This is a genomic window from Apibacter adventoris, assembly GCF_002964965.1.
GTDB classification, from domain to species: domain Bacteria; phylum Bacteroidota; class Bacteroidia; order Flavobacteriales; family Weeksellaceae; genus Apibacter; species Apibacter adventoris.
The window spans coordinates 22,871-48,558 of the sequence record NZ_PSZN01000002.1; the positions used below are offsets into that span (position 1 = coordinate 22,871).

A 25,688-nucleotide genomic window follows, 5' to 3' on the forward strand; every position below is an offset into this window, starting at 1 on the left:
ATGCTGTATTACTTATTTGAATATTTAAATGAACATTTTTACATACCTGGAAGTGGACTATATAAATATATAACTTTTAGAGCATTAGCCGCTATATTCACCTCATTATTTATTTCTCTCATTATAGGGAAAATGATAATAAATATTTTGAGAAAAAAACAACTCGGAGAAACTGTAAGAGAATTAGGTCTTTCCGGACAAAAGGAAAAAGAAGGCACCCCAACCATGGGAGGGGTTATCATCATTTTAGCAACATTAGTTCCCATATTTCTATTCTGCAAGTTAGATAATATATATATCATCATCCTAATAATATCCACCCTTTGGATGGGAATAATAGGTTTTTTAGATGATTATTTAAAAATACACAAAAACAATAAAGATGGATTAAAAGGTAAATTTAAAGTATTAGGGCAAATAGGACTAGGAATATTTGTTGGAGTTACCCTATATCTGAATAAAGATATTGTCATCAAAGAAAAAATTGAAGGAGTCCATAATATAGAATATAGCAAAGATTTTTATCCCAATGAAAAATCTTTTAAAACTACTATTCCTTTCTTCAAAAACAACCAATTTGATTATGGTAAAATACTTGAATGGTTCGGGGTAGATGAAAAAAAATCTCAAGACTTGGTATGGATTGTCTTAATTCCTATCGTAATTACCATAGTTACAGCCGTATCAAACGGTGCAAATCTCACAGACGGCATAGATGGCCTTGCAGCTGGAAGTTCAGTAATTATAGTGGCCACCCTGGCTCTTTTTGCTTACGTATCGGGAAATATTATGATGGCAGATTATCTGAATTTAATGTACATACCTAATTCCGGAGAAATAGTTATATTCTCAGCAGCCTTTGCCGGAGCTTTAATAGGTTTTTTATGGTATAATACATATCCTGCACAAGTATTTATGGGGGATACAGGAAGTTTGACTATAGGAGGTGTTATAGCCGTACTTGCAATTGTTTTAAGAAAAGAACTATTAATACCGGTTCTTTGCGGTATATTCTTAGTTGAAAACCTTTCTGTAATTGTACAAGTTTCTTACTTTAAATATACAAAGAAAAAATACGGAGAAGGACGAAGAATATTCTTAATGTCTCCCCTACACCATCATTTTCAAAAATTAGGTTATCATGAAAGCAAAATTGTTACACGTTTCTGGATTATTGGAATTATGTTAGCCCTATTTTGTATAATCACCCTTAAAATAAGATAAGCACATGAAAAGATTAGTCATATTAGGAGGCGGAGAGAGTGGAATAGGAGCTGCCATATTAGGAAAAAAACAAAATTTTGATGTCTTTCTTTCAGACAAAGGAATCATAAAAAAAGAATATAAAGATATATTACTCGATAAAAAAATTCTATTTGAAGAGCAACAACATACGGATGAAAAAATCTTGAATGCAGATTGGATAATCAAAAGTCCGGGAATACCCAAAAAAGCTTCAATCATAAAAAAAATTCAGGAAAAAGGAATAACCATATCCTCAGAAATAGAATTTGCTTCACGATATACTTCATCTATTTTAATAGCAATTACAGGGTCTAATGGAAAAACCACTACAACTTCACTTACTTATGAAATTTTTAAAAAAGCAGGATTTAATGTAGGACTGGCTGGGAATATAGGAAAAAGTTTTGCCTGGCAGGTTGCTGAAGAAAACTATGAATATTACATACTCGAAATAAGTAGTTTTCAGCTAGACAACATACAGAATTTTAAACCTCATATCGCGATGGTTCTTAATTTAAGCCCTGATCATTTGGATCAATATGATTATAATTATCAAAATTATATAAATTCAAAATTCAAAATCACCCAGAATCAGAATGAAAAAGACTACTTCATATACAACTTAGACGATGAAATAACTCAAAAATGGCTACAAAACAACCATACAAAAGCACACTTATTACCCTTTTCCCTTAAAGAAAAAGTAGAAGAAGGTGCCTATAGTGACCAAAAAAACATATACATAACAACAAACACAGAAGACGCTTTAAAAATGAAAATTGAAGATTTAGCTTTAATAGGTAAACATAATGTAGCCAATTCAATGGCTGCCGGAATTGCAGGAAAAATATCTAAAATAAAAAATGAATTTATTAAACAAAGCCTTGCAGATTTTGAAGCTGTAGAACATCGTTTAGAATTCGTATTAAAAATAAATGGAATCAACTTTATAAATGACAGTAAAGCGACAAATGTAAATTCAGTTTACTATGCTTTAGAGAGTATGAAGTCACCAGTAATTTGGATTGTAGGAGGTACAGACAAAGGCAATGATTACTCGGAGTTAATACCCTTTGTAAAACAAAAAGTAAAAGCCATTGTATGTTTAGGCTTGGACAATGAAAAAATTATAAACACTTTTCAAGATATAATCCCTAACATTGCAGAAACCCATTCTATGAAAGATGCTGTAAATGCGTCATACCTTTATGGAAAAAAAGGAGATACTGTACTTCTATCTCCTGCATGCGCAAGCTTTGACCTATTTAAAAATTATGAAGATCGTGGAATACAATTTAAAGAAGAAGTAAGAAAATTATAAATTACATAACGGTAAATGCGAAAATTAAAAGAATACTTTAAAGGAGATGCTACACTTTGGGCCTCTATATTCCTAATTTCATTAGCCTCTTTCCTACCAGTATATTCTGCAAGCTCCAACCTGCAGTATGTAGTGGGACAAGGGTCTGTATTAGGTCATTTCGCTAAACATGCCGGTTTTATTATCATAGGATTAGGCATTGTATTTATATTTCAAAAAATAGATTATAAATATATTGGTGGATTCTCAAAGCTTTTACTCCCATTAGTTATATTTCTTTTAATTCTTACTCTTATACAAGGTCAAAATATAGATGGAGCGAATGCTGCAAGATGGTTAAAATTACCTGGTGTTCCCTTTGCATTCCAGACCTCAGTATTTGCTTCTTTAATCTTAATGATCTATGTTGCCCGTTATTTAGACAGAAACAAAAATAAAATTATAACACTCAATAATAGTTTTTTACCCGTTTTATTACCAATTTTTCTTGTCGTCGGACTTATTTTTCCTGCAAACGGTTCTACGGCAATCATAATATTTTTAATGGTTTTAGCTTTATTATTTATTGGCGGATATCCCATAAAAATAATTTTAGGTATAGTTGGTACGGGAATTTTAATAGTTGCAATCTTTATTACAATAATCCTTAAATATCCTGAATTATTCCCTAGCAACCGTGTATATACCTGGAAAAGCAGGATAGAAAATTTTTTTGGAAATGATAAAAATGAAAGCTATCAGGTACAGCAAGCTAAAGCAGCCATCATACAAGGAGGAATTATTCCGAGAGGTCCCGGTAAAAGTGCCTTTAAACAATCTTTACCTCAATCTTCCTCTGACTTTATATTTGCAATAATTGTAGAAGAATACGGATATGCAGGAGTAGCTATTTGCTTTTTCTTATATTTACTCATATTGTGGAGAATTATAGTAATAGCCACAAGAATAGAAAGTATATTTGGTACTCTTTTAGTAGTAGGAGTAGGATTACCGATAATATTTCAGGCATTTTCCAATATGGCTGTAGCTGTAAACTTAATTCCGGTAACAGGTCAACCATTACCCATACTTAGCTATGGAGGTACTTCTATGTGGGTAACTTATATGGCATTAGGAATCATCATTAGTGTAAGCAGAGATATAAAACCCAAAGATGTACCTCATAATGAAAACAATATAAAAGATAAAACAAATTATGAAATCGCCTAAATTTATAATTAGTGGTGGTGGCACAGGGGGTCACATTTTTCCGGCTATAGCTATTGCAGATGAATTAAAATCTCGTTTTCCTAATGCTGAATTTTTATTTATCGGTGCAAAAGATAAAATGGAAATGGAAAAAGTTCCCCAATCCGGTTATAAAATTGAAGGTCTTTGGATATCAGGAATTTCAAGATCATCCATCTTATCCAATCTGAAATTTCCATTTAAATTAATTTCCAGTTTAAAAAAATCCAAAAAAATAATTTCAAAATTTAGGCCTGATGCAGTTATAGGTACTGGTGGATTTGCCTCTGGACCAGCTCTCTATGCTGCTTCTAAAATGGGCATACCAACCTTTATACAAGAACAAAATTCATTTCCCGGAATTACAAACAAAAAACTTTGTCATAAAGCCGAAGAAATTTATGTTGCTTATGAAGGAATGGAAAAATTTTTTCCTAAAGAAAAAATTTATAATACCGGAAATCCTGTAAGGAAATCATTATTTGAAAAAATCATTTCTCAAGAAGAGGCAAAAAAAGAATTAGGATTAGATCCCTCAAAACTTATTATTCTTTCCGTCGGAGGATCTTTAGGCTCTCGAACTATAAACAATTTTTGGAAACAAAACGCTCAAAACATTATAAATTCACAAAACATTCAATTAATTTGGCAAACAGGAAAATTAGATTATCAAGAACTTATAAATAACGATATTAGTAAAAATCCTGACATATACATTTCAGAATTTATAAAAGACATGGCTACAGCCTATACAGCTTCAGATATTATTATATCAAGGGCCGGAGCAATAGCTATATCGGAACTATGTGTAGCAGGTAAACCTACTGTGCTCATTCCATTTCCTTATGCTGCTGAGGATCATCAAACCAAAAATGCACAGCAATTGGTAAATCACAAGTCTGCTTTAATGGTAAAAGATACTGAGGTTTCCAACAAGTTACTTCCTGAACTCTCAAAACTGATTCAGGACGAAGAATTACGTAAAACATTGAAACAAAACATTATAAAATTAGCTAAACCTAATGCTACACAGAATATAGTAAATCATATTATAAAAAAACTAAAATTAAATTAAGTAATAAATGAAAGATATTCATTCTTATACATATTATTATTTTATAGGAATCGGTGGAATCGGTATGAGTGCCCTAGCCCGTTATTTTAAATTTTCAGGAGCTCAAATATATGGTTACGACAAAACCTCTACTCAACTTACCCAAAAATTAACTGAAGAAAAAATAGTAATTACCTATAAAGATGAAATATCTGAGATTCCAACAAATCTAAATCCTGATAATACTTTAGTAATTTATACGCCGGCTATACCTAAAGACTCCAATATAAAAAAATATTTTCAAAAATCAGGATATCAGCTTTTAAAAAGATCAAAGGTTTTAGGATTAATTACCCAAACCACACAATGTCTTGCAATTGCTGGAACTCATGGAAAAACTACCACAAGCACACTACTTGGATATTTATGCAAATATGCAAATTTACCGGCAACTGCTTTCTTAGGTGGAATTTCCGTAAATTATAATACCAATTTTATCTATAATGGAAATCAAATATCAGTAGTTGAAGCAGATGAATTCGACCGTTCTTTCTTATCTTTATATCCGGACATGGCTGTAATTACCTCTACAGATGCTGACCATTTAGATATTTACGGAGATACTAAACATGTATTAAATTCCTTTAATGAATTTGCAAATTTAGTTCCTGAAACAGGATTTCTATTGGTAAAGAAAGGAGTAACGATAAAAGCCAAACATTATACATATTCCGCTTATGAAAAAGCAGATTATTATGCAAAAAATATACAAGTCGTAAAAGATACAGTCGAATTTGATTTGATTACACCAGAAATATCTATAAAACATTTAACCCTGCATCTACCAGGAAAACATAATGTAGAAAATGCAGTAGCTGCATTAAGTATAGGGCTGAAAATAGGAATTGATCCAGAAATTTTACGTCGGGCTCTTGCTTCTTTTAAAGGTGTAAAAAGAAGATTTACTAAGCAAACCTTTACAAATGGAAAAGTATATATAGATGATTATGCACATCATCCTACTGAACTCAACGCTGCTATTAATGCAGTAAGAGATCTTTATCCCGAAAAAAAATTATTAACTGTGTTTCAACCACATTTATATACAAGAACTCGGGATTTTGCAGAGGATTTTGCCCGGAGTTTAAACAAAACCGATGAACTGATTTTATTGGATATCTATCCAGCTCGTGAATTACCAATAGAGGGTATCACTTCCGAATGGTTAGCTCAAAAAATACCTAATCCTAACAAGAATATTACTTCACTGGGTAAAGCATTGAAATTAATAAAATCAAAAGAATTTGACATTCTACTAACTGTAGGTGCAGGAAATATAGATACATTATACGAACCTTTAATAGAGTGGTTACATGAAGCTGAAATATAGATTTTTAAAAATATCATTATTAATTTTTTTATTAGGGTTTTTAATGAATTTTGCCATTAAAAGACATAATAACAGACCTATTGATAAAATGGATATATATATAGAAAATTCAGATAAAATTCATTTTATTACAGATAAAAAAGTAATTAATGTAATAAATCAATCATCTAAAAATGGAATAAAAGCAGAAAAAATAGAGGATATAAATATTATAAAAACAGAAGAAATATTACATTCCAATCCTTTTATATCTAAAAGCAACGTCTATATAAATTTAAACGGGGAAATAAATGTAACTATATCACAAAGAATTCCCATAGCAAGAGTAAAAACTCCAAAAGAAGAATTTTATCTGGACAACGAAGGAAATAAATTTCCTTTGTCTTTAGATTTTTCTTTCCCCTGCATGTTAGTTGGAGGGGATATACAGAAAAATGAATACAAGGATATAGCAAAATTATGTAAATTAATTTCTGTTGATAATTTGTTAAAAAATCACATTATAGGCATAGAAAAAGATAAAGGAAATTCTTATAACTTCCTTCTTAATATAGAAGGTACCTATATTGAATATGGAGAAATTGAAAATAATCGTCAGAAACTTACCAATCTTAAAGAATTTTATAAACAATATTTAGATTTCATAGGTTTTGATGCTTATAAAAAAATAAGTTTAAAGTATGAAAATCAAATAGTTGCAACAAAAAGATAATTATGAACAATAATAAAATCGCAGTAGGTCTCGATATAGGTACAACTAAAATTGTAGCTATTGTTGGTCAACGAAACGAACACGGGAAATTGGAGATATTGGGTATGGGGAGAGCGAAAAGTTTAGGCGTTCACCGAGGTGTGGTAAATAATATAACCCAAACCATAGACTCTATAAAAAAAGCTGTTGCTGAAGCTGAAAAAGCGGCCAATTATAAAATAAAAGATGTAACCGTAGGAATTGCCGGACAACATATACGTAGCCTACAACATAGTGATTATATTTCTCGTCCTAATTTTGAAGATGTCATTGATGATACCGATTTAGAGCGTTTAAAAGAACAAGTACATAAACTGGTTATGCTTCCTGGTGAAGAGATTATTCATGTTCTTCCTCAAGAATATAAAGTGGACTCTCAAACAGAAATTATTGAACCCAGAGGGTTTCATGGAAGCAGACTGGAAGCAAACTTCCATGTGGTGGTAGGTCAAATATCTCTTATTAGAAATATTGCAAGGTGTGTAAAAGAAGCTGGTCTTAACTTAATTGGAATTACTTTAGAGCCCCTAGCTTCCTCTGATGCCGTTCTGAGCCAAGAAGAAAAAGAAGCTGGTGTAGCCCTTATTGATATAGGAGGGGGTACTACAGATATAGCAATATTTAAAGACAACATCATTCGCCATACTGCTGTAATTCCATTTGGAGGAAACGTAATTACAGATGACATTAAAACCGGATGTTCTATTATTGAAAGACAAGCAGAAATTCTAAAAGTAAAATATGGTTCTGCATGGCCTTCTGAAAACAAAGAAATTGAAGTTATAAGCATTCCCGGATTACATGGAAGAGATCCTAAAGAAATTACAGTAAAAAAGCTTTCTCAAATTATTCATGCCAGAATTGAAGAAATTATTTCTTTAGCTTATCTAGAATTACGAAACTATGGTTGTGAAGAACAAAAAAAGAAACTTATTGCTGGAATTGTAATGACTGGTGGTGGCGCAAAACTAAAACATCTTAGACAACTTACAGAATATACTACAGGTATGGATGTACGCATTGGCTATTGCAATGAACACCTAGCCAGTGGTCAGCCTGGAGAATTGGCGAGTCCTGAATATGCTACTGCAATTGGACTATTAATGACCGGTCTCGACAATCTCCAAATAGAACCAGAAAAAAAGGAAAAAGTTATTCATTCTGATGAGGAAACCCCTCAACAATCTGTAATTCAAGAATCTAACAAAAAAGTGACAAAGATAAAAAAAGAAGAAAAGGTTGTATCAAAACCTAATAAAGAAAAGAAAAAGTCAATTTTTTCAACCTTTCAAGAAAAATTTATAAAATACATTAACGATACTGAATAAAATCTAAAAACGATGGATAATACTAACAATAAATTATTTTTTGAATTACCTAAAAACAGACCCTCTGCCATAAAAGTCATTGGCGTAGGTGGAGGAGGTAATAATGCTGTGGGCTATATGTATGATCAAGGAATTACCGGAGTTGATTTTATTATTTGTAATACGGATGCTCAAGCCTTAGTAAATAATCCAATCCCTAACAAAATACAACTAGGAACCACGATTACAGAGGGATTAGGAGCAGGGGCAAATCCGGAAATAGGAGAACAAGCCGCCCTTGAAAGTATAGACGATATAAAAAGTGCATTAGGAGAAGATACCAAAATGGTATTTATAACCGCCGGAATGGGAGGTGGAACTGGTACAGGAGCAGCTCCAATAATAGCCGGAATAGCTAAAGAAATGGGTATATTAACCGTAGGTATTGTAACTATTCCTTTTTCTTTTGAAGGTAAATCTCGCCTTGAACAAGCTGAAAAGGGATTAGAAAAAATTCGAAGAAATGTTGATTCTCTGATCGTTGTAAAAAATGATAAATTAAGGGAACTATATGGAAATTTAGGATATAAATCTGGATTTTCAAAATCTAATGAAGTGCTAAGTACCGCTGCTAAAGGAATAGCAGAAGTAATTACAAAAAATTATTCCATTAACATTGACCTAAGAGACGCACGGACAGTTCTTGCAGATAGTGGAACAGCAATAATGGGCTCTTCCATAGCTTCAGGACCTAACAAAGCTCAAGATGCTATTATGGCTGCTTTAGATTCTCCATTGCTTAATGACAATAAAATTTCCGGAGCTAAAAACGTACTCTTATTAATTGTATCCGGTGATGATGAAATTACAGTGGATGAAATAGGTATAATCAATGATCATATTCAATCCGAATCTGGTAATAATACTAATATTATTATGGGAATTGGAGAAGATGAAAATTTAGGAGAAAATATAAGTGTAACGGTTATTGCCACAGGATTTCCTATAGATGATGAAAGAAATAGTGGTAAAGAGAAAGAAAAAATTATCCATACCTTAAGTGATGAACCTGTTTTTCCTAATACAATGAATATAGGAGGAAAAACTGCTTCTACTATTACTAGGGAAAAAGATAATGAAGAACCACAAATAACTTCTTTTACCTTACAACCCGAAGCGGAAGATAAAAAAGAATTTCATTCCCAACCCATAACACCTCAAAAAATAATAACTTTAGAAGAGGAGGAAGAAATTATATCTTATGGAATATCCAATAAACCGGAACAAATCACGTCTAAAATAGAATTGGATGAAGAAATTACTTTAATTAAAAAAGATAGAATTAATCAAGAAACAGAAAATCACGCAAAATCATTTGTTTCTAAGGAAGATCCTTTACAAGAGGAAATAAAATCAGAAAAAGAAATTGCAGTAAACCAAACCTCTATTTTTAATTTAGATGAAATAGATAATTTTACTCAAAAAGTAACGGTTACAGATGAAAACTCTTCTACAGAAAAAAATCCCGTTTCCTCAGAGGAAGATATTTTTAAATATGAAAAAAATACAATTCCTCCGGATATTAATATTACTACTTCTGAAATAAATGAAGAGAATATAGAAGCATTGAATGATTTAATGGAAAAGAAAATAAAAGAAAGGCGGGAAAGACTTAAAAAATTGAATAGTAAATTCCAGAACCTCTCTAAACAAAATGTTGACGAAGTAGAAAAAATACCTGCTTATTTAAGACAAGGAGTAGATTTGGATGAGAAAAAAAATGCAGATAATGAATCTAATGTATATTTCAATAAAAAATCAAACGAAATTCAAATTCGTCCCAATAATTTTTTTCATGATAATGTAGATTAGGAAAAACAAAAAATAAATATGAACTTAGAAAATAAAATAATGGACGCCATAAAGGTTGCCATGAAAAATAAAGATAAAGTAGCTTTGGAATCTCTCAGGGCTATAAAATCACAATTACTATTACTTAAAACAGATGGTAAAACTGATCAAATAGCTGAAGAGCAAGAAATAGCTTTATTACAGAGGCTTGTTAAACAAAGAAAGGAAGCCTATGAACAATTTAAAGCTAACAACCGGGAAGAACTTGCTCAAAATGAATTAGCCCAATCAAAAGTTATAGAACAATTCCTCCCACAACAACTTACCACTGATGAATTAATATCTGAACTTAAAAAAATTATAGAAGAAACTGGAGCTAAAGACATTAAAGACCTCGGAAAAGTAATGGGAATTGCTACTAAAAAATTACAAGGTAAGGCAGAGGGTAAAGTTATATCTGAAAATGTTAAAAAATTACTTTCTTAAATTTACCTTTTAAATAAAAACATTTTACTAAAAAAGACTATTGAATATCAATAGTCTTTTTTTACTTTTTTATTTTTTTTATTAAAATATTAATTGAGATGATTTCTGAAATTGTTTAATTAGGGAAATAATAGGAAATATCTAAAACTTAAATATAAAGCCACCCAAAATCTGAGTTCCTAAAACTTTATATCCTTGAAATCTTTCATAGTGTTTACCAAATAAGTTGTTCCCGTTTACATATAGGGAGAGATTATTTAATAATTGATAAGATGCTGAAAGATTTAAATCAAAATAGCTATCTAATTTTGCAATTCCTTCATTAACTGATAGTGTTTGCGGATCATAATATAAATAATTACTTTTTCTTTCTCCTGTAAAAAATAGTTTAGCACTTAATCTAAGTTTATCATCTATTGCTTTATAATTTCCGTCTAAACCTATTTTAAAATTTGGTAAATGATAAGCTTCTTTTAGTTTATCTAAATCATAATGATTATATTCCCCTTCTATGCCTAAATTAAGATCTCCATTATAAAAATATTGTAAGGAACCTTTTATAGTAAAAATATTACCGTCATCATATGCTACATTAAAAGTATTTGATCGGTTATAAGAAGTAAGAGACTCCGAAGATTGTACTAAATCAACTGAATTTTTCATATAAACCCAAAAATCTTCAACTTTGGTGAAAGAAGCTTCTGCTTCATATTTAAAACCTTCGCCTACATCGCCTTTCATTCCTGCATAAATTTTATATAAAGTATTAGTTGGCTTTAAAACCTGATTTGATAATAAATAAGGATTTTCCACTGATAACTCTGCCATATTATGAAGTTTTAATCCACCATTTAAACCGGCAAATACACTAATTTCTTTTGCTGCATGAAATAAAAATTCTGCTTTGGGGTGAAAAAAGAATTTGCTATTATTATTTTTTAGTTCTCCATTATAAATCATATTAGCTCCAATTTGGAAGTAAGACCCCTGACTTGATATTTTTAAAACCGGAGAAAATCCTGCTGTAATGTATGAGTATTTATTTTTTGTGGCTAATCCAAATTGAGTATCTGTGTAATTAAATAAAACATCTGCTTCGACTGCAAAATTTAATCCACCAATTAACAAAGAAGCATTTTCATTACTTTTTGCTAATTGAGCTTTTATATCAACAAAGGATTCCTTAGAATCAAACTTATCCCACCAATATCCTGCCTGTAAGGAAGCCTTGTCCAAATAATTATTAGAATACAAATCATAATCTGATTTAAAAGACAATTGATTTGTATTTTGTTTAAGTTTCATTCCTGGTGTAGCAAATATTTCCGGAGCATTAATTCCATAATAATTAGATCCGTTATAAGTATAATTTCCTGCTAAATGTAACTTCCCTGTTTTTAATTTTAATAAATAAAATGCTTCTGTGTTAATATGGGAAGAAGCTGTTTTCCAATCATATTGATTTTTAGGTCCGTCTGTGGAGAGTGCAGAAAACTTAATTCCCACTCTATTATTTTCTATAGGATAATTATAATAGGCATCTGCTAATAGTGTATTTCGGTTTCCATAACCCATTTTTAAATAATTATCTTTATAGGATTCATTAAAATCTGAATTCAAAGGCTGTGGAGGAAGTTGAGTGGTTTGAAAATCTGAAACTGCAGGAATATTAATAATAGAATAAGTTAAGGTATCCTCTTTTTTATCTAAAGATGGTTGTTCTGAAATAGGAGGGTATCTTTCCGGATTATTTTTTATTTTCTGAATATTTTTCACATTGACTTCAGGATTTTTCTTTTTCCCAACATTTAGTACTTCTTCATGTAATTGAGCATATCCTTGTGTAGAAATAATTAAAAGAAAAGTTAAAAAATATATTTTATTTTGAGTATTCATAGGATTAAAATCTATATTAAATTCATTTATTTTTTTATTTTACTTAATGAATTTTGTGCTTCTGAAACTAAATCTGGATATTCTTTATAATTGGCTATTATCTGTTCTAAGATATAGCTTGCCTGATAATTATCTTTTAAATTATAATAATTATCACTCATAATAAGTAAGGCTTTGGCTCCCCAGTACTGCTGGTCAGAATATTGGGAAGTCAAAGTATATATTACGGTATTACTTGCATCATATTTTTTATCTTTACTTTTAAAGAGAGCATTATAATAAAGTGCTTCAGCCTTTACGGAGTTGTGGGTTGACTTTTCCAAATTTGCAAACATATTTCTGGCTTCTTTTAATTTGCCAGAGAAATATAATCCCCGAGCTTTTATTAAAGATGCTTGCTCTTTTACGTTTTCGGGATTTTTTGAATTTGCAAGAACCTTTATAGCCATATCATTTGCTTTAGAATACTCTTTTTCCTCAGAATAGATATACATAAGCTCTAATTCTACAAAAGATTTATATCCTTCGTTGGAAGTTATTTTATATAAAGCTTCTAAAGCCAAACGTGCATCATTTTCTTTTTCTTGTTTTAAGTAAATTTTTGATAAACGATATAAGGCATCTTCTTGATATTCGTTGGGTGAACTGGCTACAGGTTTTAAAACTTCTATCGCCTGATCATATTGTTTAAGCTGGAAATAACTATCTCCTAAATAATACTTTGCTGTTGTTTGTCTGTTTGTGTGAGCATAGTTACTCAAAAACAATTTAAATTCCTGTGCTGCTGATGTATATTTTTTTTCTAAATAATCTTTTTCTGCAGCTAAAAACGCTAATTCCTCTGCATCTGAACTATTAATGCTATATCCTTTCTTTTTTGCCCATATTTCATATTCTTTAACTCTCCCGCCTTCTATAAAAGCAGATTTGGCTCCATTCACCGCCTGTAAAGCGTAGTCAGTTTGAGGGTATTGGTCAGCTATGTACCCATACTCATTGATTGCCCGCTGATATTCTTTTTGACTGTAAGAATTATCTGCTTTACTAAGATATGATCTTGCAACCATATCATTATTTTTAGATGTATCTATTACTTTCTGAAAATTTAAATCAGACTTAGTGTAATTTTCCGTTTCGGCATAAGCTAATCCTAATTCAAAGTAAGCATTTACAATATTTTCGCTTTGGGGATATTTTTTTACAAATTTTTCTAATTCTATAATTTTATTTTTTTGATCATTTTTAAGGCCATAAACTAAAGCTTTTTGATATTGCGAATATTCTCCATCCTGATCTTGTAAGGAAGCTACTTTATCATAAAAATCCACAGCACGATCTAAATTATTACTTCCTAAATAGGCATCGGCCAAACGCAATTCCGCATCTGATTTATACCCTGATTTAGGATTTTTTAGATATTCTTCAAAAGACTGTCCGGCATCTGTAAATTTTTTCAATTTTAAATATGCATATCCTTTTTGATAAGGTATTTGCTGTGACTCGGGAATATTGACTCCCGACTTCTGTAAAGAATTCAGATTCTCTATTGCTACCAGATAATTTCCTAATAGATATTGACAATCTGCATTCCAATAAAGAGAACGAAGATAATATTGTGAATTATTTTTAAGTTTTTTTGCTTTTTCAAACTGATGGGAAGCAGCTTCTATTTCTCCCTGATTATATAACTGAACTCCATAGGCATAAGAAACCTCTTGTTCTTTAATAAGTAACTGAGGAGATTTATCGGGTATTTGATCTAATAATTGAGAGGCTTCTGCAAAATTCCCTGAATTAATATAGGACTTTATTAATAATTCCCTTATTTCTTGTTTATATTCAGAACGTGGATATGTCTTCAAATATTCATTTAATACACGAGATACGGAAGTATAAGGATTTCCTACCTCATAACTTAGTTTTGCATAATTCAAATACGCATTCTCCTGAATGGTTTTATCAAAATCCATTTCAGAAGCAGCTTTAAAAGCTGTTAGAGCTTCTTTTTTCTTTCCGATTTTTAAATACGAATTTCCTAATTGATAATAGGCATTTTGAGAAATAGGAGAAATATCTCCGACAATTATTTTATTAAAATAGTTTACTGCTTCTTCATACTTATTTTCTTGATACAGTACATAACCCATTTGATAATAATCTGCTAATGTCGGATTTTGTGCTTTTTGAATATAAGTTTTAAGATAAGGTTCTGCTTCTGTATAATTTTGTTTTCTAAATTCACTTTCCCCTATAATTTTCGAGATTTCCAATGCTATTTCTGGATGTTTATTTTGCTTTAACAAAGATTTTCCATTACTAATAGCTAAATCATATTCTCCATCATTAAAATAAATTTGTACTAAATAGGGCCTTACTTTTTCTGTAAATTCAGGATCCTCTACCAATGATGAAAACTTTTCTTTAGCTTCTGCATACTCTCCATTTGCATAAGCTATATGTCCTAATAAATAAGTAATCTGTTTTTTATATTTCCCCGTTGTTCTACCCTTTTGTAAACTTTTTTCAGCATTTTCAAAATCCTGCATCATAAATTGAGCATATCCTAACTTTATATATTGATCTGCTCTTTTGCCACTAGGTAATTTTTCAATATTTACTTGTGAAAGTTCTTCTTCTGCTAGATCATAATTTTGACGGGATAAATAATAATTCCCTAATTGTAAATGTGAACTTTCGACCATAGCACTCTGCGGATACTTTACAACAAAAGCATTATAATTATTTTCTGCACCTTCATCTTGCAATATAAGCCCTATTAACGCATCATAAAAGCTGGCAATTTCCTGTTGATACGACTCTAAATGGTTAAAATTAATCAAATCATTTACTATATATTGGGTTCCTCTATATGCTTCCTGATTATACAGATCTTTTGCAGTATTAATCTGATAATTTTTATCATAATATATTTCTGATAGTTGAGCATTTACTAATAAATTAACTCCTAATACTGGAATTATAGTCCATTTAATATTTTTATACATTTAATTGCTTAAAAATTTACATTTAGGTTTTTTCTATATATACAACACTTTTGGTTTTAAAAAAATCTTCTTCAAAAAAATCTTTTAAAGAATAGAGCTTTGCAGAAGGAAATTTTTTAAGTTCTTCAGATAAATCTCCTCCTTTTAAATATAAAACTCCGTTATTTTTTATTTCATTATGAGACGTCAAAAATTTATCTTTTATCCAACTCATAAATACAGGCATTTGAGTTACAGCACGGCTAACTATATAATTAAATTTTTCCGGAACTTCTTCTGCTCTTTTATGAAGAGTTCGAACATTAGTAAGACCCAAAAGTTTTACTACTTCTTCTACCACTTTAATTTTCTTCCCAATGGAATCTACCAACAAAAAATCAACTTCAGGATAAAGTATAGCCAAGGGAATTCCAGGAAAGCCCCCACCTGTACCTACATCCATGACTTTTGAATGAGGAGGAAATAAAAATACCTTTGCAATTCCTAATGAATGTAAGACATGTTTTTCTAATAACGAGTCTATATCTTTTCTGGATATAACATTAATTTTTTCATTCCATTGCATGTAAACCTCCGGAAGTTTACTGAATTTCATTTCCTGATCTTGAGTAAGTTCTGGAAAATATTTCTTAAGTATCTCCATATTTATCGATTATACATATGTAAAATTATGAATTTTATTAGTATTGAGGATGATAATAAAAGAATGTTATTATTAATTTTAACTTTGCTTTAATAAATTTTTATTAGATGAATATAGTTACTTTTATTCAAAAACAAACCCATTTACCAGAAAAAGAAATCGAAAATACCATAAAATTGTTACAAGATGACTGTACTATTCCTTTTATTGCTAGATATAGGAAAGAGACAACCGGTAATATGAATGAAGTACAAATTGCTCAAATTGCTCAATTAAAATCAGATTATGAGGATATTTTAAAAAGGAAAGACTATATTCTAAAAAGTATTGAAGAACAAGGAAAACTTACATATGAACTAAAAACTAAAATTGAAACATGTTATAATCTTACCTTATTGGAAGATTTTTACCTGCCTTTTAAAAAGAAAAGAAAAACCAAAGCCGATACAGCCAAGGAAAACGGGCTATTACCATTAGCTAAAATTCTTATGAAACAGCACAGCATTCCAGATTTGGAGGCTTTAGCGAAAAGATATGTATCAAAGAATGTTTCTACCGGTAATGAAGCATTACAAGGAGCCCGTTATATAATTGCAGAATGGTTGAATGAAAATGAATGGATTCGGAATAAGCTTCGTAATTTTTTCCATAAGACTGCTCATATTGAATCTAAAATTATAATTTCAAAAGAAAATGAAGCCGATGCACAAAAATTTTCTAATTATTTTAGTTTTTCTGAAATATTAAAAAACTCTCCTTCTCATCGAATATTAGCAATGACACGTGGGGAAAAAGACGGATTTTTAAGATTAAAAATAAAAGTTAATACCAATGATGCATTGAAAATTATGGAAGAAATTGTTTTAAAAACAAATCAGGAAAAAATTATAGAGCAAATTAAAATTGCAATTAAAGATTCATTTACACGTTTATTAGAACCTGCACTAAGTAACGAGATTTTCCAAAAAGCCAAATTAAATGCCGACCTTACAGCCATTAATGTATTTTCTTCCAATTTAAAACAATTATTGTTACAACCGCCTTTAGGAGAAAAAAGAATACTTGCTATAGACCCGGGCTATAAATCAGGATGCAAAATAGTTTGTTTAGATGAACAAGGTAAATTATTACATAATGACACCTTATATCCCCATTCCCCACAAAGAGAAACTAAAGAAGCCGTTAGAAAAATAAAATCTTTAATTAATGCCTATAAAATAGAAGCAATTTCTATAGGAAATGGTACTGCATCTAGAGAAACAGAGCATTTAATCCAATCTATTGCCTTTGAACGCCCCATTAAGGTTTTTGTAGTTAATGAAGCAGGAGCATCTGTATATTCTGCCTCAAAAATTGCCAGAGAAGAATTTTCTGCGTACGATGTTACGGTTAGAGGTGCGGTATCTATTGGAAGAAGACTTTCTGATCCGTTAGCAGAACTTGTTAAAATTGATCCAAAATCTATAGGAGTAGGACAATATCAACATGACGTAGATCAAACCCTACTAAAAAAAGAACTGGATCTTGTAGTTTCCTCTTGTGTAAATAATGTAGGCGTAAACTTAAATACTGCAAGTAAATCACTACTTTCATATGTATCGGGAATAGGAGAAAAAATGGCGGAAAATATTATAAATTACCGCGCAGAACATGGATTGTTCTCTTCAAGAGAAGATCTTAAAAAAGTTCCCAGACTAGGAGAAAAAATTTTTCAGCAAGCCTCTGCTTTTTTGAGAATCCCATTTGCGGAAAACCCTTTGGATAACTCAGCTGTTCATCCTGAAAATTATAAATTGGTTAATAGAATGGCTCATGATTTGGGAATTACCATAAAAGATCTTATACAGAATAAAGAAAATATACAAAAAATTAATATTCATACATATTTAAATTCAGAAGTGGGACTTCCTACCTTAGAAGATATTTTACAAGAACTTGAAAAACCCGGATTAGACCCACGTAAACAAACTCAGTTCTTTAGTTTTGATCCTTCTTTGAAATCTATAAGCGACCTTAAAATAGGAATGAAGGTTCGAGGAATCATCAATAATATAACTAATTTTGGCTGTTTTGTGGATATTGGGATTAAAGAAAATGGGTTCATACATATTTCACAAATCCATAAAGAATTCATTTCTGATATTAATTCTGTAGTAACGCTTCATCAAATAATTGAAGCTAAAATCATTAATATTGAAAAAGAAAGAAAAAGAATACAACTTTCCATGATAGAATAATCTAAACAGACTTATTTTTTATTATTTATGATAATGCTCTATACAAAAAAAATCTTCATTTTTATCTTTTCAGAAATCTGAAACACAGGAATTGACTTTTCAGTAACAATATAAAATTTATAATTTATTTTTTTAATTAATAATGAAGAAAAATTTGCATATTTAGCCTATTCATAACGAATTTATATCTAATATCGAAACTATTATAATCAACTAATGAAACAAAAATTATTAATTTTGACAAAAAATGAAAAAACAACAAACCTTTTTAATTGAAATTATTAGTAGCAAAATATAATTTTTTATCCTATATTTGCTTATAGTTTTACCATTTTTAGCCTTTTTACACAAATAAAAATCTCGTATAATATTATAATAGAAATGAAATTACAAAAATTTAAATTATTTTTTCTTTATTTCACTCTCATACTATTAGGCTTTAATTATTTATTCTCTCAATCTGCCTTAATCCCTGAAGTAAAATTAAAAGATCATAATAATAATACTAAGATTATAAACATTAATTGTGATTATAATTTTTTACCCGGAAAAAAAATCCAATTAATAACAGAATTTCCTGAAATAAAACAACCTAACACTTATAATGTTGAGTCTGTTCCATATAAGCCAATAGGAGATTTTAAAGATGGAAATTTAGTAACTATAAAAAGAGATAATGGAAAACAAGATGATACATTCAGCAATATTATTTCACTTCCTTTTGACTTCTGTTTTTATGGTAATAAATATAATTCAATTATCATTAGTGATAACGGGGTCGTTAGTTTTAACACAAAATTGGCAAAAGATGAATGTCCCTATGCTCCAGTTAATACCTTAATCAGTGGACTTCCTAAAAATTCAATTTTTGGCGTCTTTCATGATATGTTAAATATAAATGAGGTTAGATATCGGGTAGAAGGCACATATCCTAACCGAAAAGTAATCATTAATTATAACAATATCCCCCAATATGGCTATCCTATGCCTAACAAAAATTCTACCTCTCAAATCATACTCTATGAAACAACTAATATCATTGATGTTTATATAAAAGACCGATATAAAAATGAAAGCACTAATCCTATTTTTAATGAGGACAATGCTTACAGAAAAAATGCAATTGTAGGGCTAACCAATTATGATTCCAGTAATGGTATTATTGCTCCCGGCAGAAATAGCGGAAACTGGGAAGCTCATAATGAGGGCTGGAGGTTTACTCCTAATGGTAATACAGATATAACCATAGTATGGAAATATAATGGATTTGAAATTTCAGGAACCCGAAATAAAAAAACAATTATTGTACAACCTGCAGAAGATGGTAAATATTCTGTTGAAGTAACTTACAATTTATGTTCTCCCTTTACGATAAAAGAAGATATAGACGTTAAATTTTCAAATAACTTTCCTAAGGTCAAAGAAATTACTACGCAAGCTTTCTGTTTAGATAGCGGTAAAAATTATACTATAGATTTGACTGGTTATCAATCAGAAATAAATCCAGACCAATCATTAATATTTACTTATTTCGAAAATTTAGATGCAAATTCTGTTCCTATTAACCCGATTAACAACCCGAAGAACTATGTTTACTCTAATGATAAGACTATATATGTAAAGGTATTGAAAAAGGGAGTTTGTTATACAATAGGTAAAATTAATTTAAAATTAAATAAGAAACCTGTTGTCCCGGAAAATCAATATTTCGAAGAATGTGATCCGGATAATGGTGGTAAAAAAATAATTAAAATAAAAAATTATAATTTCAAAGGTTTATCGGGTACTTATCACAAAGTGTTTACTTCTTTGAGCGATGCCCAAAACGGAATAGGAGAAATTAATGAAAATTCTTTTAATTTAGATGTAAATGGTGAACCTGATGCCACAAAAACTTTTTATTTAAGAGTTTGGAATAGCAATTATAATGATCCGTCATGTTTCACTATCGTCCCCTTTAAAATAAAATTAAAGAAGACTATAAGATTAAATATACCTAAAGAGGAATTCGAGATATGCGATGTAATTGAAGGCCAAACCATTAAATATGATTTGACCCAACATGAATCTCAATTAATTAATTTTCCTACCAATGGACTTACTTTTGAATATTTTACGGATCCTAGCTATTCTTACTGGTATAAGATTAGTGATCCTAAATCTGCTACCATAACATTAAGTGCCACTATATACGTGAAAGCCACTTCAAAAGATTATTGCGAAAGTTATAGTCAAATAAAATTTAAACCTGTAAAATGCAGCGATGATATAGATGATGGTGGTGCTGGCGGTGGCGGTGGCGGTGGACTTAATTTATGTAATGCTGACAAAACCTCCTATACTGTTAGATTAGATAAAAATTATCTAAGATATTATTTGCCTCCCGGACTAATTCTGGATAAAATAGATATTGTTGGTTTTTATGATCTTAAAACAAATGAATTAATAACTAAAACTCCTCCTTATACCTATGTTGTATCTGTTCCTAGTGCCAGAAACATAAAGGCTGTTTATAAAATAAAATCCAACGGAGTAGAAACATCTGTCAAATTTCCGGTTTTTGCCTCTGCAAAATCAGAAATAGATCCGGACGTATTTTTCATTTGTGATACTTATATTGATGGGCTAGGAAAGGAAAAAGTTTCATTTTATAATAAATACAAAAATATTATTAATTCATACTATTCAAATAGGGCCACAAATATTTTATTTTTTAAAAGTAAACAAGACCTTCTTGACTATAAATTAGACAACACTCTAGAAAATTATATTAATGAAACTGAAGTTGTACAATTTGAAAAAAAAACTATTTATGTCTATCTAAAATTTTTTGGTTGTATTTATGAACATGAAATCCATTTTATTCTCTCCCCTATAAATCAAAAAATTATAGGTCCCTATGAGGTTTGTGATTTTGATAATAATAATAAAGAAATAATAAATATTCTAAACAAAACTAACTATGAAGAAGATTTAAAAGCTTTACTTAGTCCCGCACAATTAGCAAAATTAAAAACCCCCATTCGTTACTATAATACTATAGAAAGTGCCAGCGTCAATTACCCATATCAATATATCACAAATATTGAAAATTTTGAAGTAAACACTTCTCCAATGTCTGTTTGGGCCCGTTTAGAAATACAAGATGAATGCCCTATATTTGTAGAAATAAAATTTGAATTTTCAAAAACTTCTATATCATTACCAGAGTATAATGCAGAGCTTTTTCCTTGTGCTAATAAAAATGATAAAAATAGAAAAATTGATTTAAATCAATTCATCATTAGTAAGGACTCTAATTCTGTTATTTCTTTTTATAGTACTGAAAAAGGAGCCTTGAATGGCGATAATGGAACCCTTTTAGGAGGAAGAGTTTATGATGGAAATCCTCTAATCTATAATAGTGTTAATAATGAGCACATTATTTATATGCGGGTATATGATAAAAAAACCCAATGTGTAAAAGTTATACCTTTAAAAATTACATTTATATTTCCTCTTGACATTATTAACCAAACTATTAATATTTGTGATAGTGAAAACGATAAAAAAGAAACTGTAACTACTCAGTTTATACAGGATCAGTTTATTTCTGTAAATCCGGGATTAACAGGTCCTCCAACAACCACATATAAGTTTTTTGCCACAGAGGAAGAGGCAACAAATAATACTACTGCTTCCCTTACAACATTTACTGTCACGCCTACCAATTTCATTTGGGTAAGAATATTAAAAAATACAGGAGATTGCCCTATTATTACCAAAATAGAATTTGATTTAAAAGAATCTCCTAAATTAAATAGCTCTCCTCTTTCCTTCTTTATTTGTAATAATAATACTGGAAATGAAAATGGAGAGACCAAAGAAATTGTAAATCTTGATGATTATAGAACTAAAATATTGGATTTATCTTATAACATCTCCGGCTATAACTTTAGTTATTATGATACTGAAGAAGATGCTAAAAATGATATAGATGCTAAATCATCTGCTTATATTATCAATTCTTTTCCGAAAACTATATGGGCAAGAGTTAAAGACAAAAATTTTGGCTGTTTTTCAATCAAATCCTTTACAATAGATGCCTTAAATCCTTTTAAAGATAAAGGGGAAATAAAAGATGGTGAAATTATATCTTGTGTTGCGGGGGAAATGTCTAAAGAAATTAACCTTGAAGAATATCCTCCAAAAATGATTGATAATAATAAATCTAATGCAAAGGATTTTAAAATTACTTATTATACTTCAAGAAAAAATGCAGTAGATGGCATTAATGAAATTCCTGATACTGAGATTAATAATTATATAATAACCCCTGCCAGTCAGATTTGGGTAAAATTTATACTTAGAAGTGATTCAATCAACAAGTGTTACATTATTAAAAAATTAAATGTTACCCTTTATAGTTCTCCTAAAGCTCAAGATATATTCCCGGAAATCTGTGATGAAAGTGATGGGCATATAGATGGTAAATTTGTTATTCCTGATCTGGATGAATATAGAGAAAGAATAATTCCTGGGGAAACACTTACTACTATAAACAGCCTGTATCCTTTTACATATTACTCAACTATTACAGGAGCCAAAAACCAAGATCCCAATGATTTATTAAATAAAACAAATTTTACCTTTTCTGAAAACAATCTTACCCACGGAAATGGATCTGACCCTAACTTCTATATTATATATGCAAGAATCGATAAAAATGATAACACCGGATGTTATTCTATCGTAGGAATATCCTTTCTAGTCAATAAAAAAGTTCCTATCGATAAAAAAGATCCTATCAATAAAACTGGAATAAATCTAGATAAATGTGATGAAAATACCGAACCGGGATATGATGACGGAAAGAGTTTATTTAATCTAAAATCGGTGGAAGATATTTGGGCGAAATATCTCCCGGATAATAATACAAAATTTAAATATTTTAAAACAGAAGATGACGCCCAAAATAACAAAAATCCTATTGATGAACAAGAACTTACCAATTATGAAAATACTGTAAAATATAATGATAAAGTATATGTAAGAATTTCGGCAGATAGATATTGTGATAGTATTGCTGTAATAAACCTTAACGTATATCCAAGCATTCGTACAAAGGATTATGACATAGGCAATATTTGTCAATTTGAAAATGGTACAGGCAATGATACCCGTATAGACCTGACTTCAAAAATCAGCTCTATGCAAACAAATCTGTATCCAAACCAACTTAATGACCTGCATGTTACTTTCTATACAAATCTTACAGATGCAGAAACAGGAGTAGCTCCTTTAGGCGATTTAGATACTCCTACTGCAGCTATTACAAACTATTTGCCTGTATTGGGTAACACAACTATTTATGTACGGTTTGAAAGCAGAACTAAAGGTTGCTTTAGGATTAATAAGATCACTATGAATAAACTTAAAGCACCCGAACCTAGACCGTTTACTATGCCTATTTGTGATGATGATTTGGACGATATTTTCTATATTATTCCTGATCAGTTAGATCATATAGGTTTTATAGATACTCCTACTAATTATAACCTCTCATATTTTCTTACAAAAGAAGATGCTTGGAAAAATAATGCTGAATTGCCTAAAAATCAAAAATATATTATTAATTCCTTTGATACCAATATTTTTGTAAGAGTTGTAGATAAAATAACCGGATGTATAAATGTAAATACTATTATAATTACTACAAATCCTAAAATTTCTTTAATTAACAAAGAAGTAGAATTAGAAGCTTGTGATGGAGATAATGACGGATACACTTCTTTTGATTTATCGCTGGTAAATGCTGATATAATTAATTCTCTTTCTGAAACAAATGTTAAGTTTTCTTACTTTTCTTCTTTAGAAGATGCCCAGAAACAACAAAATGAACAAACTAATTTTAGTTCCTATCAAAATTTAAATCCTAAAGTTGATTATGTCTATGTAAGATTAGACGAATTAAATCCTGTAGGAAAAAAATGTCCTTCCTTAGCTAAAATTAAATTAAAAACCTACTACCCTGATAATCCTTTACCAAAATTCATTTATCTCTGTCCTAGAATTGACAGTTTAAAACTTAACGGAGGAAATTTTGATGAATGGGAATGGTCTTTAAACGGTAGAGTTATAAGTACGGATAGATATTTCTCAGTTAAAGATATAGGAGTATATTCATTAAAAGTTACTAAATACTTAAATTATAACTTAACTTGTTCTGTCGTTTTTAAGGTTGAAGCAAAACATTTGGAAGACCCGGTTATCTTAGAGCTTAAAGCTGGTGATAATTATATTACAGTTATAGCTAAAGGACCTCAGCCTTTAGAATATTCCATAGACAATATCAACTGGCAGACTAGTAATACTTTTAATAATTTAGAACCGGGTATATATACTTTTTATGTACGTTCTAAAGCTAACGGATGCGAAGCTATTACCTCTAAAGGAATAATTTTTAAAGTTCCTAATGCGATTACCCCTAATGGGGATGGGTATAATGATTCCTGGAAACTTTGTGGATTAAATCTTTTTAACTCCCCTTCTCAAATTAAGATCTTTGACCGATATGGTAAAAAGGTTTTTGAACAACAATCTGATAATTGTTTCTTATGGGATGGAAAATATTTAGGACGTAACCTGCCTACCACCTCCTATTGGTATATTATTACAATTGCTGATGGAAGAAAGTTTACCGGTTGGATTTTACTTAGAAATTATGATGAAAGTTACAGATAAATAATCTTTATTTAAAACAAGCCATATAAATCAATTTTTATAAAATTATATGGCTTGTTTTATTTAATATTAATTTTTCAATAAATTAATAAATTATCATTAAATTTGTTTTAATTATTTTTTTTCAAAATGATTGAACGTTTACGCACAGTGCTTGAAGCTAATGGCTTCGAAGTAATCTCCAGAGTTTCTGAAAAATTTGGAGTAAGAGCTTCTAAATTGAGGCTGTTATTTATTTATCTTTCATTTATAACATTAGGTGGAATTTTTGCCTTTTATCTCATAGGGGCATTTTTTTTATGGATTAAAGATAGTTTTATAACTAAACGACCATCTGTTTTTGACTTATAAATGGTTTAAAATTTCAATTTATTTATTTCATCTTAAAAAATTTGAAATATTCTTTTTTATTAATTTCCCTTATATTTTTGTAGAAATATTTTCTTATTTTATATAAAAACTACACGATTATTTTATCATTAAATAAAATTAAGAGCTGTTATATTAGGTACTATAACAGCTCTTAAAATATTTCATACATTATATTTCACT

Annotated in this window: 15 protein-coding genes; 12 read left to right on the forward strand and 3 right to left on the reverse strand. The window is 29.9% G+C overall.

Annotated elements, in window-relative coordinates; all coding sequences use genetic code 11:
- From mraY to C4S76_RS01010, 9 genes are read left to right on the forward strand one after another with little or no spacing between them, the layout of a single operon-like run.
- Positions 1-1,224 carry a phospho-N-acetylmuramoyl-pentapeptide-transferase gene (gene mraY, locus C4S76_RS00970; protein ID WP_105191790.1) on the forward strand — a complete coding sequence of 408 codons (1,224 nt, stop codon included), beginning with the start codon at positions 1-3 and terminating at the stop codon, positions 1,222-1,224.
- Positions 1,225-1,228: 4 nt separating this feature from the next.
- Positions 1,229-2,566 (forward strand): UDP-N-acetylmuramoyl-L-alanine--D-glutamate ligase, encoded by a 1,338-nt coding sequence (gene murD / locus C4S76_RS00975; protein ID WP_105191792.1) that lies wholly within the window; start codon positions 1,229-1,231, stop codon positions 2,564-2,566.
- A gap of 15 nt (positions 2,567-2,581) precedes the next feature.
- Positions 2,582-3,775, forward strand: a complete 1,194-nt coding sequence (locus tag C4S76_RS00980) for an FtsW/RodA/SpoVE family cell cycle protein (RefSeq protein WP_105191794.1) — start codon at positions 2,582-2,584, stop codon at positions 3,773-3,775.
- Positions 3,762-4,868, forward strand: coding sequence for an undecaprenyldiphospho-muramoylpentapeptide beta-N-acetylglucosaminyltransferase (gene murG, locus C4S76_RS00985; RefSeq protein WP_105191796.1), 1,107 nt, complete (start codon positions 3,762-3,764; stop codon positions 4,866-4,868). Before C4S76_RS00980 ends, murG begins: the two co-directional genes overlap by 14 nt.
- Positions 4,869-4,875: 7 nt before the next feature.
- Positions 4,876-6,237, forward strand: a complete 1,362-nt coding sequence (gene murC, locus C4S76_RS00990; protein WP_105191798.1) for a UDP-N-acetylmuramate--L-alanine ligase — start codon at positions 4,876-4,878, stop codon at positions 6,235-6,237.
- 43 nt (positions 6,238-6,280) lie between these two features.
- Positions 6,281-6,949, forward strand: coding sequence for a cell division protein FtsQ/DivIB (locus C4S76_RS00995; RefSeq protein WP_146105653.1), 669 nt, complete (start codon positions 6,281-6,283; stop codon positions 6,947-6,949).
- Between the two features lie 2 nt (positions 6,950-6,951).
- On the forward strand, positions 6,952-8,316 hold the full coding sequence (ftsA, locus tag C4S76_RS01000) for a cell division protein FtsA (RefSeq protein WP_105191802.1): 1,365 nt from the start codon (positions 6,952-6,954) through the stop codon (positions 8,314-8,316).
- A gap of 12 nt (positions 8,317-8,328) precedes the next feature.
- On the forward strand, positions 8,329-10,167 hold the full coding sequence (gene ftsZ, locus C4S76_RS01005) for a cell division protein FtsZ (protein WP_105191804.1): 1,839 nt from the start codon (positions 8,329-8,331) through the stop codon (positions 10,165-10,167).
- 18 nt (positions 10,168-10,185) lie between these two features.
- Positions 10,186-10,632, forward strand: a complete 447-nt coding sequence (locus C4S76_RS01010) for a GatB/YqeY domain-containing protein (RefSeq protein ID WP_105191806.1) — start codon at positions 10,186-10,188, stop codon at positions 10,630-10,632.
- A 141-nt stretch (positions 10,633-10,773) separates the two neighbouring features.
- Here C4S76_RS01010 and C4S76_RS01015 read toward each other — a convergent pair whose 3' ends face one another.
- The 3 genes from C4S76_RS01015 to rsmG are packed head-to-tail and all read right to left on the reverse strand — an operon-like array spanning position 10,774 to position 16,182.
- Complete coding sequence (locus tag C4S76_RS01015; protein ID WP_105191808.1) at positions 10,774-12,528, reverse strand: TonB-dependent receptor; 1,755 nt, start codon at positions 12,526-12,528, stop codon at positions 10,774-10,776.
- A gap of 26 nt (positions 12,529-12,554) precedes the next feature.
- The gene (locus tag C4S76_RS01020; RefSeq protein WP_105191810.1) at positions 12,555-15,533 is read right to left on the reverse strand and encodes a tetratricopeptide repeat protein; all 2,979 of its coding nucleotides are present in this window, start codon (positions 15,531-15,533) and stop codon (positions 12,555-12,557) included.
- 22 nt (positions 15,534-15,555) lie between these two features.
- A complete protein-coding gene (rsmG, locus tag C4S76_RS01025) occupies positions 15,556-16,182 on the reverse strand; it encodes a 16S rRNA (guanine(527)-N(7))-methyltransferase RsmG (protein ID WP_105191812.1) in 627 nt (208 codons plus the stop codon).
- Between the two features lie 101 nt (positions 16,183-16,283).
- Between rsmG and C4S76_RS01030 the strand changes: the two genes are divergently transcribed.
- The 3 genes from C4S76_RS01030 to C4S76_RS01040 all read left to right on the forward strand — a co-directional run bounded on the left by C4S76_RS01030 (position 16,284) and on the right by C4S76_RS01040 (position 25,487).
- Positions 16,284-18,413, forward strand: coding sequence for a Tex family protein (locus C4S76_RS01030; protein ID WP_105191817.1), 2,130 nt, complete (start codon positions 16,284-16,286; stop codon positions 18,411-18,413).
- Between the two features lie 381 nt (positions 18,414-18,794).
- Positions 18,795-25,136, forward strand: a complete 6,342-nt coding sequence (locus tag C4S76_RS01035) for a T9SS type B sorting domain-containing protein (RefSeq protein WP_105191819.1) — start codon at positions 18,795-18,797, stop codon at positions 25,134-25,136.
- A 129-nt stretch (positions 25,137-25,265) separates the two neighbouring features.
- Positions 25,266-25,487, forward strand: a complete 222-nt coding sequence (locus C4S76_RS01040) for a PspC family transcriptional regulator (RefSeq protein WP_105191821.1) — start codon at positions 25,266-25,268, stop codon at positions 25,485-25,487.
- Positions 25,488-25,688 lie beyond the last annotated feature (201 nt).

Excerpts from the sequence above, each read along its gene's own strand:
- mraY (WP_105191790.1), top strand. The coding sequence starts at position 1 with ATGCTGTATTACTTATTTGAATATTTAAATGAACATTTTTACATACCT.
- C4S76_RS01010 (WP_105191806.1), top strand. The coding sequence starts at position 10,186 with ATGAACTTAGAAAATAAAATAATGGACGCCATAAAGGTTGCCATGAAA.
- ftsZ (WP_105191804.1), top strand. The coding sequence starts at position 8,329 with ATGGATAATACTAACAATAAATTATTTTTTGAATTACCTAAAAACAGA.
- C4S76_RS00995 (WP_146105653.1), top strand. The coding sequence starts at position 6,281 with ATGAATTTTGCCATTAAAAGACATAATAACAGACCTATTGATAAAATG.
- C4S76_RS01040 (WP_105191821.1), top strand. The coding sequence starts at position 25,266 with ATGATTGAACGTTTACGCACAGTGCTTGAAGCTAATGGCTTCGAAGTA.
- ftsA (WP_105191802.1), top strand. The coding sequence starts at position 6,952 with ATGAACAATAATAAAATCGCAGTAGGTCTCGATATAGGTACAACTAAA.
- murG (WP_105191796.1), top strand. The coding sequence starts at position 3,762 with ATGAAATCGCCTAAATTTATAATTAGTGGTGGTGGCACAGGGGGTCAC.
- C4S76_RS01035 (WP_105191819.1), top strand. The coding sequence starts at position 18,795 with ATGAAATTACAAAAATTTAAATTATTTTTTCTTTATTTCACTCTCATA.
- C4S76_RS01015 (WP_105191808.1), bottom strand. The coding sequence starts at position 12,528 with ATGAATACTCAAAATAAAATATATTTTTTAACTTTTCTTTTAATTATT.
- murD (WP_105191792.1), top strand. The coding sequence starts at position 1,229 with ATGAAAAGATTAGTCATATTAGGAGGCGGAGAGAGTGGAATAGGAGCT.
- C4S76_RS01020 (WP_105191810.1), bottom strand. The coding sequence starts at position 15,533 with ATGTATAAAAATATTAAATGGACTATAATTCCAGTATTAGGAGTTAAT.
- C4S76_RS00980 (WP_105191794.1), top strand. The coding sequence starts at position 2,582 with ATGCGAAAATTAAAAGAATACTTTAAAGGAGATGCTACACTTTGGGCC.
- murC (WP_105191798.1), top strand. The coding sequence starts at position 4,876 with ATGAAAGATATTCATTCTTATACATATTATTATTTTATAGGAATCGGT.
- C4S76_RS01030 (WP_105191817.1), top strand. The coding sequence starts at position 16,284 with ATGAATATAGTTACTTTTATTCAAAAACAAACCCATTTACCAGAAAAA.